Here is a 13,395-nt window from a genome sequence, read left to right on the forward strand (position 1 = left end):
GGGTTGCGCGCAATAGCAAAGGGATCAAGGAAACAGAAAAACGAAAAGCCAGGAGGCAAAACCACCGCCGACCGGTCAGCGCGAGGCCGCGCCAGAGGCGGACTGCACGACCACGGGTGGCGCCTGCGGAGCGAGGGCGGAGGTCTTGGGCTCGGGCGGAACCACGACTTCGACCTTGGCGCGCGCGGTCACGGCGGCTTCGCCTCCGGCGGGCAGTTGGCCGAGCGTCCAGCGCAGGGCGCGGTAGTCGCTGTAGGGCACGGGCTCGGTCTTGTTGTTTGCGGCCTTGCGCACCAGCGGCTCGGCGGCATAGACACCGTCCTTGGTGGCCGCCTTGACCAGCGCGGCGCCGGGCTTGGCGGTGCGCGGCAGGTACTCGAGCCCCTCAGGAATGGGCAGATCGGCGACCAGGCCGGACACCGTCTTGCCGGTGTTGTTGGTGTAGGTCGCGCGGTATTCAAGAACGTCGCCGGGCTTGACCGAAGAAGCGTCCAGCAACTGCTCCTTGCCGTCGGCGCCCTTCACCACCTTGAATTGCGTCAGGGCGACGGAGACGGTCTTGTCGGCCGCGGGCGCGGACCGGGCGGCAGCGGGCTGCGCCGAGGCTGGCGCAGCCAGGGTGGCCACGGCAAGCACGCCGGCGCCGAAGGTTGCAGCCAGCGCAGGCAGCCTGGCCGCCCTGCGCAGAAGAGTTTGAGTCAGTTTTTGTATAAGCATGGTTGCTCCAGTTCAACGAACACACGGCAAACCGGCAGCAATTGCCGGAAATAACAAGAATTAAGCAGAAATACATCTAACAAATAGATGCTTTTTTCATCCGTCAATTAGAAAAACAAATGTTTATCAATTGACAAATATGTACGCCTGCTTTCACTTGTAACCAACAAGTATTCTGCCCGCAGCAGGCGCCAAATCCGGATGTCAAAAATGAAATTGGAGGTTCCACTTTCGACAACTCGCATTCCATTTAGCCAACACTTGCTGGCCGGCCTCTTGAACGCGCAAGCTCACGCCTGCAATCGGCGTGCATAAATTCGGCTGAAGGAGCCGCAAAAAGAAGGGGCGTGAAAAAGCCGCCGAAGCCCGCAAAGGGGCTTCAGCCGTGGCGAAAAAGTCGAATCAGGCTTGCTCTAGAGCCTTGAAGATGAAATCGACGAAGGTTCTGATCTTTCGGGTATTGCGCCGGGCGGGCAAATACATCAGGTTCAGCTCTTCCGGCGTCAATTCGAACGACGGCAGGACCGTCACCAAGGAGCCGCCCTGGATCGCGGACCTGGCACAGAGAAGGGGAACCAGGGCAATGCCGCCGGCCGAGCAGGCAAGCCTCAGCAGCAGTTCGGGATCGTTCGCGCGAAACACCCCCGCGGCCCTGACAACATGCTCCCGATCGGCACCCGGAATGACCATTTCCATGGCGTGCCGCTCCGGGCCGCTGGTCAGGAAGTAGTGCCCGGCAAGGTCGTCGACGCCCCGGATTTCCGGATGGCGCTCGAGGTACGAAGGTGCGGCGCACAGCACAAGGGGCTGCTTCTTGATGCGCCTTGCCACGAGGTCTTCGCAGCCTTCGAGCCCCACGCGGATGATCACGTCGGTGTCTTCGCGGAACAGGTCCACCCGGTCGGAACCCACGTCGACGGTGAGCTTGAGCTGCGGATGCGCTGCCATGAAGCCCGACAGGTGCGCCGAAAGCAACTCGCGGCCGACGTAGCCGGGAACCGAGATCCGCAGTTGGCCCGTGAGGGCTTCATTGGTGTTGGAGAGCTGCGACAGCGCCTGGTCCACCGCCTCCAGGACGTCCTTGGCTGTGGAAAAGAACTCGCGCCCTTCCCCCGTGAGGCCGAAGCGGCCCGCCCCGCGGTGCAGGAGCGTGTGGCCGACCAGGGCCTCGAGCCGCTTCAGTTGCCGGGACGCGGACGCCTTGGGCACGCTCAGCGCATCAGCCGCTTGCGTCAGCCCACCTACCTCCACGGCCTTCACAAAAAGCCGTACGTCCGACATCAATAGATCCATGATTCCCCCAAATAACGAGCAGCCGCACCGACGTGCAGCAGCTTCAGCCACGCGCCCTTTAGTCCCTACGAACCTTTTGTTTTATTTGTCTCCGCCGACCGGACCAATTCGCGCATGGCATTGCAATTCAATTCTTCTTCGGAACTTATGAATAATTCAGGCGCAGCCATCCAATGCCGCTGCTCCATCAGCTTGCAATTTTTTATATTCAGTGAGATTCCAGACGATCTTTTCGCCGGGAAATGCAGAGTTACCGCGTCAGCGCGGTCTTCGACTTGATGCTTGCACCAAAATGGTGTTAATCGAAAATGAAAACATGCTTAAATCTTAACAACTGTAACAACCCCATCCTGAGCAAGTTTTGAGAACTTTTTGGCAATCTCGAGGGATAGATGTGCAGATTCACAACTGTTGTCAGACAACATGGCGGCGCAGGACGCACCTCAAGGATGCACGCCTGTCTGCGTGTTATCCCGATGCGCCGCAGTTCGGCCATCACGAACATTGTGGGTAAAGTTCGACTCGCCAAGCATTCGACGGCGCAGTGGCTCCCAGCGGGGTATGTGCAGTGGGGTACAAATGCAAACCCAAGCAATCCCTTCAGGACTGCCTCGCCCATGAATCAACAACGTAGCGCTTGATGAAAATTGCCACCTGGAACGTCAACTCCCTCACCGCCCGCCTGCAGCATGTGCTCGACTGGCTGATCGCCAACCCTGTGGACGTGCTGTGCCTGCAGGAACTCAAGATGAGCGACGACAAGTTTCCTCTCGATGTGCTCAAGTCGGCCGGCTACGAATGCGCGGTGTTCGGCCAGAAAACCTACAACGGCGTTGCCATCCTGAGCCTGGCGCCGATGCGGAACGTGGCAAAGAACATCGGCGGCTTCACGGACGACCAGTCGCGGGTGATCGCCGCCACCGTCGAAACAGCGGCAGGCCCGTTGCGCGTGGTGAACGGCTACTTCGTCAACGGCCAGGCGCCGGGCACCGACAAGTTCGAATACAAGATGGGCTGGCTGCGCGCACTGCGCGAATGGCTGCGGGCCGAAATGGCGGCGCATCCGAACCTGGTTCTGCTGGGCGACTTCAACATCACCCCGGAAGACCGCGACAGCTACGACCCGGTGGGGCTGGCAGAAACGATCCATCACACGACCGAGGAGCGCGAGCAGTTCAAGGCGCTGCTGCAGCTTGGCCTGGTCGACAGCTTCCGGCTGTTCGAGCAGCCGGAGAAAAGCTATTCGTGGTGGGACTACCGGATGCTCGGCTATCAGAAGAACCGCGGCCTGCGCATCGACCACATTCTTGTGAGCGAACCGCTGGTGCCGCGCGTTAAGGGATGCGTCATCGACCGCGTGCCGCGCAAGTGGGAAAAGCCAAGCGACCATGCACCGGTGGTGCTCGATCTCGACCAAGGTATCTGATGAAAATAACCCTTCGCACCCTGGCAACCGTTGCAGCCGCGCTGACCCTTGTCGCCTGCTCGGCCTTGAAGCCAGCAGACAAGCCCGGCGATGACAAGTCGGCCACCTCCGCCCCCGATGAAGTGGCAGGCGCAAAGACCGACGTGCCGACCGTGCGCCTGATCACGGCGCAAACGCCGGCCGTGCGGGCCTATCGCAAGACGGGCGCGCGGCAGATCTACAAGACCTACGCACAGCGCATCTACAAGGGAAAAATTCCTCCCCTGGTGTATGCGGTGGTGGTGGTCGAAACGGAGCTCGATGCCAATGGCAACGTCACGAACGTGACGTTCAGCCGCGTGCCGAGCCATGCCCCCGAAGTGCCGGGCAAGATCGCGGCTCTGATCAAGGCGGCATCGCCCTTGCCGAGCCCCGGGCGCCTGGGCGGCCACACTTATGTGGACACCTGGCTCTGGGACAAGAGCGAAAACTTCCAGCTCGACTCGCTGACCCTGGGTCAGCGAAGCCGCTAGCCAAGGCCCGGCAGGGCCGAGCTACTCGATGCCCAGTTCCTGGATTTTCCGGGTGATGGTGTTGCGGCCGATGCCCAGCTTCTGAGCGGCTTCGATGCGGCGGCCGCGGGTGTTGGCCAGCGCAGTGAGGATGAGCCGCGATTCGAAGCGGCGCGAAAGCACGTCCCACACGTCGGTACGGCCGGCGGCGAGCAGCGCCTGCGCCTCGATTTCGAGGCCGCTCTCCCAGCTGCTGGCGCCCACCAGGCCTTCGGCGGCTTCGGGCGCGGCGCTCGCCGGAGCGAATTCGCGCTCTGGGCTGGGCGACAGCAGCGGTGCGGGCTGCACGGCGGTCTGCGTTGCTGCAACGGCAGCTTCACCGGCGTGGGCGTGCGCTTCCGCGCCGGTTCCAGCGGCCATGACTTCGGGCGGCAGGTCCTTGGCTTCGATGAGCTGGGCCGGAGCCATCACGGTGAGCCAATGGCAGATGTTCTCAAGCTGGCGCACGTTGCCCGGGAAGCTGAAGGCGGCGAGCTTGGCCAAGGCGGCATCGGAGATGCGCTTGGGCTCGACGCCGAGCTGGCGTGCGCTCACCTGCAGGAAGTGGCGTGTAAGTGCGGGCACGTCTTCGCCGCGCTCGCGCAGCGCGGGCAGGCGCAGGCGAATCACGTTGAGGCGGTGGAACAAGTCTTCGCGGAAACCGCCGAGCTTGACGCGCTGCTCCAGGTCCTGGTGCGTGGCCGCAATCACCCGCACATTGGCCTTCACGGAGTTGTGGCCGCCCACACGGTAGAAATGGCCGTCGCTCAGAACGCGCAGCAGCCGCGTCTGCAGGTCGAAGGGCATGTCGCCGATTTCGTCGAGAAAGAGTGTGCCGCCTTCGGCCTGTTCGAAGCGGCCGCGCCGCATGGTTTGCGCGCCGGTGAAAGCGCCGCGCTCATGGCCGAAGAGTTCGCTCTCGAGCAGGTCCTTGGGGATGGCCGCGGTGTTGATGGCCACGAAGGGCCCGTTGGCGCGCGGCGAATGCTTGTGCAGCGCGCGCGCCACCAGTTCCTTGCCCGAACCCGATTCGCCGGTGATGAGCACCGTGACGTTGCTCTGCGAAAGGCGGCCGATGGCGCGGAACACGTCCTGCATGGCGGGCGCCTGGCCCAGCATTTCGGGCGCGGCGACCATGCGTTCTTCGGCCACTTCCTCGCGCTGGCTTTCGTCGACGGCACGGCGGATGAGCTCGACGGCGCGCGGCAGGTCGAAGGGCTTGGGCAGGTATTCGAAGGCGCCGCCCTGGAAGGCCGAAACGGCGCTGTCCAGGTCGGAGAACGCCGTCATGATGATGACGGGCAGGCCGGGGTGCTTGGCCTTGATCTTGTCGAGCAGGTCGAGCCCGGAGCCGCCGGGCATGCGGATGTCGCTCACCAGGACCTGGGGGCCCTGCTGTTCGTCGTCGGCGGCGAGTTCGAGGGCGGCCAGCACCTCGCGCGTGTTGGTGAAGCTGCGCGTGGGCAAGTCTTCGCGCAACAAGGCCTTCTCCAGCACGAAGCGGATCGATTGGTCGTCATCAACTATCCAGATCGGCTTCATGCATCTCCTTGTTGCCGTGGCTGCTAGGGCAGCGGAATCAATATCTTGAAATCGGTTCGGCCCGGGACACTGTCGCACTCGATCACGCCGTGATGCTGTTGCACAAAAGTTTGTGCGAGCGTCAATCCAAGCCCTGTCCCGCCTTCTCTTCCCGATACGAGCGGATAGAAGATGCGGTCCTTGATCGTGTCCGGCACACCCGGTCCGTTGTCGATGACATGCAATTCCAGTGCCAATCGATACCACTGCTTGTTGAATATGACCTGGCGGGCGATGCGCGTCTTGAAAGTGATCTGCGCGTCACCCGCCGCACGGCGCTCGGCAAGGGCCTGCGCCGCGTTGTGCACGATGTTGAGCGTGGCCTGGATGAGCTGTTCGCGGTCGCCGCGAAACTCTGGAATCGAGACGTCGAAGTCGCGCTCGATGTGCAGGTCGCGCGGAAACTCCGCAAGAATGACCGAGCGCACGCGCTCGCACACCTCGTGGATGTTGACGTCGCCCACCACGTGCGGGCGACGGTGCGGGGCCAGCAGGCGGTCGACCAGCGTTTGCAGCCGGTCGGCTTCATGGATGATGACTTGCGTGTACTCGATGAGGTCGCGCGACTCGACCTCCATCTGCAGCAGCTGCGCCGCGCCGCGAATGCCGCCGAGCGGGTTCTTGATCTCGTGCGCGAGGTTGCGGATGAGTTCCTTGTTGGCCTGGGCCTGGTCGAGCAGGCGCTCTTCGCGGTCCTGGCGCACCTGCTGCTCCAGCGGCGACATCTCGATGACGAGTTCGCCCGACTTGTCGCCCTGCGCGAGCGTGACCTGCACCGGCATCAACTCATGATTGACGCGGCGCAAGAAGGCTTCGTAGCGCAGCGTGGCAAAGTCGTTGCTGCGAGCGCCGTCGATGGCGGTGCGCAGCACGTGCGGCTCATGAAAGCACGCTCCGAACTGGGAGCCTTCGAGTGTGCGGCGCGAAGTGCCCAGCGCGTCTTCGAGGGCCGCGTTGGCAAACAGCACCGAACCGTTGGTGCTGACCACTGCGATGAGCGTGGAGAGCAGGTCGAAGGACTGAAAGCGCGGATTGGCGCCGGCCGCCTTCTTCCCAAATGCCATTGAATATCCTGCTGTTTACTGCTGCTTGGCCGGCAGGCGGCCGAGTTCGCGGCGGATGCCTGCAATGTCGCTCTCGTTGCGCGCGAGTTCGGCCTTCATTTCAGCCACGCGATCGAGGTACTTCTGGTAGTTGCGGCCTTCACTGCCCTGCTTCTCGGGCTCGCCGTTGTTGTATTCCTTTTGAAGCTCGGCCTGGCGAGCCTCGGCTTTCTTGAGCTCGGACTCGAGCACCGAACGGGCTTCGCCGTCGCGGGCGCGCTGGTCGACGCCTTCCACGCGCGGGCTGCCGGCCGGCGCACGCGCGGCGGAGGAGCCCCCGCCGCCGCCCGACGACCGGGCGGCCGGAGCCGGCATGCCGGAGCCCTGCACGACGGTGACGTTGCCGCCTTCCATGACCTTGCAGCCTTTTTGCTGCGCGATGGTCGAGTTGTTGGTGTATTCATTGCCGCAGCGCCACACGCGCTCCTGAGCCGACGCCGGCAGGGCGACGGCCAACAATGAACCAGCCAGAAAAATGAGAGAAGCAGTCTTCATGTGAATCGGTGGATGCCGCGACAAAGGCGCATTTTCCTGCAATTCGACTCCATCGGTGACAAGATGTTCCGCGCCAAGCAAAAAGGACGGCCGTAGCCGTCCTTTCTGTCTTACTTACCCGTCAGGGGCTTGCGCCCGCCGATTTAGAGCGAGTAGTACATGTCGAACTCGACCGGATGGGTCGCCATGCGGAAGCGCGTGACTTCCTGCATCTTCAGTTCGATGTATGCATCGATGTACGCATCGGTGAACACGCCGCCCTTGGTCAGGAACGCACGGTCCTTGTCGAGGTATTCCAGAGCCTGGTCGAGGCTGTGGCACACGGTCGGGATCAGCGCGTCTTCTTCCGGCGGCAGATGGTACAGGTCCTTGCTGGCGGCTTCGCCCGGATGGATCTTGTTTTCCACGCCGTCGAGGCCGGCCATCAGCAGTGCAGCAAAGCCGAGGTACGGGTTCATCAGCGGATCGGGGAAGCGCGCTTCGACGCGGCGGCCCTTCGGGTTGGCCACGAACGGAATGCGGATCGAGGCCGAGCGGTTCTTGGCCGAGTAGGCCAGCTTCACCGGGGCTTCGAAGCCGGGCACCAGGCGCTTGTAGCTGTTGGTGCCGGGGTTCGTGATGGCGTTCAGGGCACGTGCGTGCTTGATGATGCCGCCGATGTAGTGCAGCGCGAAGTCCGAGAGGCCCGCATAGCCGTCGCCGGCGAACAGGTTCTTGCCGTCTTTCCAGACCGACTGGTGCACGTGCATGCCGGAGCCGTTGTCGCCGACGATGGGCTTGGGCATGAAGGTGGCGGTCTTGCCGTAGGCGTGGGCCACGTTGTGGATCACGTATTTCTGCAGCTGGACCCAGTCGGCGCGCTGAACCAGCGTGCTGAACTTGGTGCCGAGTTCCATCTGGCCGGCGTTGGCCACTTCATGGTGATGCACTTCGACCGGAATGCCCAGCGACTCGAGCACCAGGCACATTTCCGAGCGCATGTCCTGGAAGCTGTCGACCGGGGGAACCGGGAAGTAGCCGCCCTTGACTGCCGGGCGATGGCCGGTGTTGCCGTGCTCGTATTCCTTGTCGGTGTTCCACGAGGCTTCTTCGGACTCGATCTTGACGAAGCAGCCCGACATGTCGTTCTTCCAGCGAACGCCGTCGAACACGAAGAATTCGGGTTCCGGACCAAAGTAAGCGGTGTCGCCCAGGCCCGAAGCCTTCATGTACGCCTCGGCGCGCTTGGCGAGCGAACGCGGGTCGCGCTCGTAGGCCTTGCCGTCGGCGGGGTCGATCACGTCGCAGGTCAGGATCAGCGTCGTTTCTTCGAAGAAGGGATCGATGTTGGCGGTGTTCGGGTCGGGCATGAGCTGCATGTCCGAAGCTTCGATTCCCTTCCAGCCAGCAATGGACGAGCCGTCGAACGCGTGGCCCGAGGTGAATTTGTCTTCATCGAATGCCGAGACCGGCACGGTCACGTGCTGCTCTTTGCCACGGGTGTCGGTGAAGCGGAAGTCGATGAACTTGACCTCGTTTTCCTTGACGAGCTTGAGTACATCGGCGACGGTCTTTGCCATCAGTTTCTCCTGAGTTGGATGGTGGTTAGGAATACAGGGAGGGGGGATGCAGTTTCTGTGCCATTGTCGCCCGTTGCGAAGAGGCCCTGGCGACGGGTACAAACCCCAAAAGAAGGCGAATAATCACTAATTTGGTGCACTCGATTTCAGCGCACCAATTCTGGGCCAAGCTTGGCATCAAAGGCGTGCAACCCTTCGATCAGCTGGGAATAGGCGGCATCGAGCAGCACCGGGTCGCCTTTGACGCCGAGTTCGATGTGCCGCCCATATTGGGGATGGTCGACGCTCGGCAGGCTGAACACCTTGACGCCGGCATGCGTGGCCTCGATGGCTTGCATCAGCGGCGTGAGGGTGGCCTCCATTGCACCAAAAACGATGACCGACTTTTCCGCCGACTGGCCGCTGGTGAACATGTCGGCATAGCGGCTGTCGAGCACCGATTCGATCATCGGCCAGGCCATGACGGGAAAGCCGGGCACGAAATGGACGTGATCGACGCTGAAGCCCGGAATCTTGTTGTAGGGGTTGCGGATGATCGTCGCGCTCTTGGGAAACACGCCCATGTTGAGGCGGTGAATGTTGTCGGGCCGGTCGGGCTCGTAGGCAATGCCCTGCTCGCGCGCCGTGTCCTGCATGCGTTCGCGAATCAGCAGCTCGGCCTCGGGATGCAGTTCGAGCGGCACCCGCAGCGCTTGTGCGGCGCATTGGCGGGTGTGGTCGTCCGGCGTGGCGCCGATGCCGCCGGTCGAAAAAACGATGTCACCCGAGGCAAAGGCCCGGCCGAGCGCGGCCGTGATGCGCGTGGGCTCGTCGCCGACGTATTCGGCCCAGCCGAGTTGCAGGCCGCGGGCGGCGAGCAGTTCGATGACCTTGGGCATGTGCTTGTCGGCACGCTTGCCCGAAAGAATTTCGTCTCCGACGACGATCAGGCCGAATGCGCGGGTCATGGGGATTTCCATTGAGAAAGAACGGCCTGGTCGGCTTCGATGGCCGGTGCGCCGCCGGAGGCGGACGAGACGGCGGCAGCCGCGCGCTGTGCCCGCAATTGCGCCAGGGCATCGAGGCAGTAGTGGCCGAACCAGAGCGACGAGAAGGCGAACACCAGCGTGTAGATCCAGATCGCAAGCGGCACCAGCACGAAGAAGGCGGCGGCAAACAGCAGGCCCGATGCCCAGACGATGCTGGGCGCGGCGCCCAGGTAGCCGCACAGCACGCCGATGCAGAGCAGCGGCAGTCGGTGCGCGCGCAGGAGCGTGGCCCGCTCCTCCGGGCTGGCGTGTTCGGCCAGCGCGTCGAAGCTCATCACGCGGTAGGTAAGCCAGCCCCAGATGAGCGGCGGCAAGATGAGCACCAGCGGCGGAATGAGCCAGAGCGGCATCGAGACCACGAGCGCCACCAGCGCCAGCACGGTGAGGCCCAGCGACCGCGCCACGCTGCCGAAGAAGGATGCGCCCTTCTTGCGCTCGAGCGTCGGAAAGCGGCGGTGCGCCACCAGCGCGGTCAACGGGGGCGCCATCAAACCGGCCACGATGACCAGGGAGACCACCACGATCAGCGGCGTGGCGGCAAACACCACCACCAGGGGCGCCAGCACGGCCGTGACGTCGCCCGAAAAGAGCCGCCCGATCCAGCCCCAGAAGCTCGCCAGCAGGGGCCAGGCCTCGAGTGCCTCGCGGGTCCATGCCACGGTCGCGTCCCAGTAGAAGTAGCCGAAGCCCGCGGCCAGCAGCACCATCAGGGCGAGCGGCAGCAAAGAGAGCACGATCACGCGCGGCAGCATGCAATAGGCCACCGCACGCCAGAAAGAGTCGAGAAGCAGACGCATTGGGTGCGAAGGATAACGCCTGGGCGCGGGCCGGGCGCTCAGCCGCGGCCGACCATCCGCTTCAGCCCGAGCCACTGCTGGGCCCAGAAGCCACTGCCGTAGTCGCGCACCCGGCCGTCGGCGCCGGGCTCCACCTGGTCGCGGATGCCGGTCGGGTCGTAGCGCCGCTCGAAGTTGGCGGTGCGAAAAAGCATGTCCCACCAGGGCAGCAGCACGCCGAAGTTGTGGCCGCCGAGCGTGTGGGCGCCGCGCGACTCGTGGCCCAGGCCGATGCTGTGGTGCAGCCGGTGAAAGCGCGGGCTGATCCACAGCCGCTCGCCGATGGCGCCGAATCCGAGCTTCAGGTTGGCATGCTGCAGGCTTTCGCTGAGCTGCGTGAACGCAACGAACGCAATGAACTGGCCGGGCGCCACGCCGATGAGCTGCGCCACGATGACGATGAGGGTGTCATGCACGATGTCGTCGAGCAGGTGGTTGCGGTCGTCGCTCCACATGGTCATCTGGCGCTGCGAGTGGTGCAGCGAATGCAGGCCCCACCACCAGTTGAGCTGGTGCTGGCCGCGATGAATCCAGTAGCCAACGAAGTCGAGCACCACCAGATAGATCGCAAAGGCGACCCACGGCACATCGGTGACGCCCGGCCAGGCTTCGTCGAGGTGAAACGTGCCCCAGCCCGCGATGCGCAGGCTCCCGATGGCTTCGTCGAAGAGCGGCTCGAGCGTGAAGAACATGGCCAGCCGGAACAGGCCGAGGCGATGGATGAGCGTGTAGAGCACGTCGATGCGGATGGCGCGGCGGTCGGTCACCGGCTCGACGGCGCGCCAACGCTGCAGCGGCCCGATGACCATGAGCAGCACCGCGACCTGGATGAACCCGACCAGCAGCCAGCCGGTGGCGTCGAAGGCGTCTTCGGTCCAGCCGCCGAGGCCGACCGCGAACACCAGCGGCTGGATCAGCGTTTCGAAGAACCAGCCCTGCAGCGCGGAAAAGGTATCCGTCAACCAATCGATCACGACACGGCCTCAGGGGTGGGACGCGATCCAGGCGCGGTACTGCGGATGCTGGCGCAGCGTTTCGAAGCAGAAGCCCTTGGCCTTGAGCCCGACGATCAGCGGCTCGAGATTGGCCGGCGCCCACGGGTCCTTGCGCGACCAAATGCCCAGGTGCGCGAGCAGGATGTCTCCGGGGCGGATGGTTTCCAGCGATTGCGCCAGGAGCTTTTCGTTGCTGAACTTCTCGCTCGGCAACTCGTCTCCCAGAAAGCCGGCCGGCGACCATCCCACATGTTCGTAGCCGCAGGCCTTGGCCGCGGCGAGCAGCCGGGGCGAGGTCTTGCCGCCCGGGGCGCGGTACAGCGGCAGTGGCTTCTTGCCGGTGATGACGGCCAGCCGCTCGGACGCCTTGCCGATGTTGGCGCAGTATTCGGCCGCGCTCCAGGTGAACTCGCGGCCCGCGAGCGCGCCCGCCGAGGGCTTGATGCGGAAACTCGGCGCCACGCCCTTGAGATCGCCGCGCCAGTACGCGTGGTCGTAGGTGTGCGAGGCGAATTCATGGCCTTCGGCCGCCCTCGCCTTCCACCATGGCGCCCAGTGGCTGTCGAGGCTGTCGCCGTCGGTCTGGGTGCGCTCGGCGGCGGCAAAGAAGGTGACGCGCACGTTCTGGCGCTTGAGCACATTGGCCACCAGCGGCGCAACGCCCATGTGGCCGGTGTCGAAGGTCAGGTAGACCGGCTTTTCGCAAGAGGCACCCTGCGCCCAGGCAACGGGCATGGCGGCACAGGCGACGGCGAAGACAACGCCTGGCACACCGCGGAACCGGCTTTGCCGGCTTGCCGAGGGAACCCGTTCAGATTCTTTTCGCATGGGCCAGGGTCCAGACGCCGTGCGGCGAACGGCCGACATTGACCTGGCGCACGACCTTCTGGCTGTCCAGGTCGATCACGCTGAGCTTCTTGGCCCAGCGCGAGGTGACGTACAGGGTCTTGCCGTCGGCGGACACATCCATGCAGTCGGGACCGCCTGGAACGGCGTAGGTGGCGCTGACCTTGAGCGTCGCCAGGTCGATGCGGCTGATGGTGTTGGCCACGCGGTTGCTCACGAAGACGCTCTTGCCGTCGCCGGCCGAACGGAAGGCGTGGGCACCCTTGCCTGTCAGGATCTTGCCGACCAGCTTGGGCTCGGGCCCCGCCACGTCGAACACCTGCACGCCGTCGCTGCCGGTGAGGCCTACGAGCAGGGTCTTGTCGTTGTGCACGCCGTAGATGTCAGCCGGCATGGCGCCGGTGGTGGTGCGCCAGCGGATGGTCTGCGTCGGCAGGTCGACGGCGATGAGCTCGTCGCTGTCCTGCATGGTCACGTAGGCGACGGTGCTGGTGTGGTCGATCCAGATGTGGCTGGGCGTCTTGCCGGTGGCAATGCGCTTGACGAGCTTCAGGTCCTTGCCGTCCCAGCGGTAGACGTCGACGTGATTGAGCCGGTTGGCCGCCGTGACAAACCACTTCATGTCGCGCGAGAACTGCAGCTGGTACGGATCGATGATGCCGTAGACCACGCGCTGCACTTCGGCCGTTCTCGGGTTGAGAAAAGTCAGCGAGTCGCCCGCCGAATTGGCCACGATGACCGACTTTTCGTCGGGCGTCATGTAGATGTGGTGCGGCTCCTTGCCGGTGGCGATGCGCTGCTTTTCAGTCCAGTCGACCGGATTGATCACGCTGACGCTGGCGTCGAGCGAGTTGAGCACGAAGATGGGCGGAGGCTCCGCGGGCGCAGCGGCGGCGGCTTGTGCCACCCAGACCGTCAGGCAAGAAAACAGGCAAGCCGCGAGGCGGCCGTTCGGTCGGGCAAGGAATCGCAAGGGGAAGTTCCGA

At 63.9% G+C, this 13,395-nt stretch carries 13 protein-coding genes; 2 read left to right on the plus strand and 11 right to left on the minus strand.

Features of this window, described 5'->3' with window-relative positions; all coding sequences use genetic code 11:
• Positions 1 to 75: 75 nt before the first annotated feature.
• On the minus strand, positions 76 to 717 hold the full coding sequence (locus V9L21_RS02625) for a hypothetical protein (RefSeq protein WP_337308914.1): 642 nt from the start codon (positions 715 to 717) through the stop codon (positions 76 to 78).
• A gap of 402 nt (positions 718 to 1,119) precedes the next feature.
• Positions 1,120 to 2,061: a LysR family transcriptional regulator gene (locus V9L21_RS02630; RefSeq protein WP_337308916.1), complete on the minus strand. Its 942-nt coding sequence runs from the start codon at positions 2,059 to 2,061 to the stop codon at positions 1,120 to 1,122.
• A 589-nt stretch (positions 2,062 to 2,650) separates the two neighbouring features.
• Between V9L21_RS02630 and xth the strand changes: the two genes are divergently transcribed.
• Together xth and V9L21_RS02640 are read left to right on the plus strand one after the other, a co-directional pair.
• Complete coding sequence (gene xth / locus V9L21_RS02635) at positions 2,651 to 3,436, plus strand: exodeoxyribonuclease III (protein ID WP_337308918.1); 786 nt, start codon at positions 2,651 to 2,653, stop codon at positions 3,434 to 3,436.
• Positions 3,436 to 3,948, plus strand: a complete 513-nt coding sequence (locus tag V9L21_RS02640) for a hypothetical protein (protein ID WP_337308920.1) — start codon at positions 3,436 to 3,438, stop codon at positions 3,946 to 3,948. Before xth ends, V9L21_RS02640 begins: the two co-directional genes overlap by 1 nt.
• A gap of 21 nt (positions 3,949 to 3,969) precedes the next feature.
• Here V9L21_RS02640 and ntrC read toward each other — a convergent pair whose 3' ends face one another.
• The 9 genes from ntrC to V9L21_RS02685 all read right to left on the minus strand — a co-directional run bounded on the left by ntrC (position 3,970) and on the right by V9L21_RS02685 (position 13,382).
• Positions 3,970 to 5,508, minus strand: a complete 1,539-nt coding sequence (gene ntrC / locus V9L21_RS02645; RefSeq protein WP_337308922.1) for a nitrogen regulation protein NR(I) — start codon at positions 5,506 to 5,508, stop codon at positions 3,970 to 3,972.
• 23 nt (positions 5,509 to 5,531) lie between these two features.
• Entirely contained in the window at positions 5,532 to 6,611 is a 1,080-nt protein-coding gene (glnL, locus tag V9L21_RS02650) for a nitrogen regulation protein NR(II) (protein ID WP_157613012.1), read from the minus strand.
• Between the two features lie 15 nt (positions 6,612 to 6,626).
• Positions 6,627 to 7,145 carry a hypothetical protein gene (locus tag V9L21_RS02655; RefSeq protein WP_337308924.1) on the minus strand — a complete coding sequence of 173 codons (519 nt, stop codon included), beginning with the start codon at positions 7,143 to 7,145 and terminating at the stop codon, positions 6,627 to 6,629.
• 143 nt (positions 7,146 to 7,288) lie between these two features.
• Positions 7,289 to 8,704 (minus strand): type I glutamate--ammonia ligase, encoded by a 1,416-nt coding sequence (gene glnA / locus V9L21_RS02660; protein ID WP_126747480.1) that lies wholly within the window; start codon positions 8,702 to 8,704, stop codon positions 7,289 to 7,291.
• Between the two features lie 146 nt (positions 8,705 to 8,850).
• Complete coding sequence (locus tag V9L21_RS02665; protein WP_337308926.1) at positions 8,851 to 9,651, minus strand: competence/damage-inducible protein A; 801 nt, start codon at positions 9,649 to 9,651, stop codon at positions 8,851 to 8,853.
• A complete protein-coding gene (locus tag V9L21_RS02670) occupies positions 9,648 to 10,529 on the minus strand; it encodes an EI24 domain-containing protein (protein WP_337308934.1) in 882 nt (293 codons plus the stop codon). The genes V9L21_RS02665 and V9L21_RS02670 overlap by 4 nt, the downstream gene beginning before the upstream one ends.
• A 38-nt stretch (positions 10,530 to 10,567) precedes the next feature.
• Positions 10,568 to 11,542 (minus strand): sterol desaturase family protein, encoded by a 975-nt coding sequence (locus tag V9L21_RS02675; protein WP_337308936.1) that lies wholly within the window; start codon positions 11,540 to 11,542, stop codon positions 10,568 to 10,570.
• Positions 11,543 to 11,551: 9 nt separating this feature from the next.
• Complete coding sequence (locus V9L21_RS02680) at positions 11,552 to 12,391, minus strand: polysaccharide deacetylase family protein (RefSeq protein ID WP_443304494.1); 840 nt, start codon at positions 12,389 to 12,391, stop codon at positions 11,552 to 11,554.
• Positions 12,375 to 13,382, minus strand: coding sequence for a YncE family protein (locus V9L21_RS02685; RefSeq protein ID WP_337308940.1), 1,008 nt, complete (start codon positions 13,380 to 13,382; stop codon positions 12,375 to 12,377). Before V9L21_RS02685 ends, V9L21_RS02680 begins: the two co-directional genes overlap by 17 nt.
• Between the last annotated feature and the right edge of the window lie 13 nt (positions 13,383 to 13,395).

It is taken from the genome of Variovorax sp. CCNWLW235 (assembly GCF_037204085.1).
Lineage (GTDB): Bacteria > Pseudomonadota > Gammaproteobacteria > Burkholderiales > Burkholderiaceae_C > Variovorax.

Bases quoted from the DNA above. Each gene is read 5' to 3' on its own strand.
- V9L21_RS02625 (WP_337308914.1), bottom strand. From the start codon at position 717: ATGCTTATACAAAAACTGACTCAAACTCTTCTGCGCAGGGCGGCCAGG.
- xth (WP_337308918.1), top strand. From the start codon at position 2,651: ATGAAAATTGCCACCTGGAACGTCAACTCCCTCACCGCCCGCCTGCAG.
- V9L21_RS02640 (WP_337308920.1), top strand. From the start codon at position 3,436: ATGAAAATAACCCTTCGCACCCTGGCAACCGTTGCAGCCGCGCTGACC.
- ntrC (WP_337308922.1), bottom strand. From the start codon at position 5,508: ATGAAGCCGATCTGGATAGTTGATGACGACCAATCGATCCGCTTCGTG.
- glnL (WP_157613012.1), bottom strand. From the start codon at position 6,611: ATGGCATTTGGGAAGAAGGCGGCCGGCGCCAATCCGCGCTTTCAGTCC.
- V9L21_RS02655 (WP_337308924.1), bottom strand. From the start codon at position 7,145: ATGAAGACTGCTTCTCTCATTTTTCTGGCTGGTTCATTGTTGGCCGTC.
- glnA (WP_126747480.1), bottom strand. From the start codon at position 8,704: ATGGCAAAGACCGTCGCCGATGTACTCAAGCTCGTCAAGGAAAACGAG.
- V9L21_RS02665 (WP_337308926.1), bottom strand. From the start codon at position 9,651: ATGACCCGCGCATTCGGCCTGATCGTCGTCGGAGACGAAATTCTTTCG.
- V9L21_RS02670 (WP_337308934.1), bottom strand. From the start codon at position 10,529: ATGCGTCTGCTTCTCGACTCTTTCTGGCGTGCGGTGGCCTATTGCATG.
- V9L21_RS02680 (WP_443304494.1), bottom strand. From the start codon at position 12,391: ATGCGAAAAGAATCTGAACGGGTTCCCTCGGCAAGCCGGCAAAGCCGG.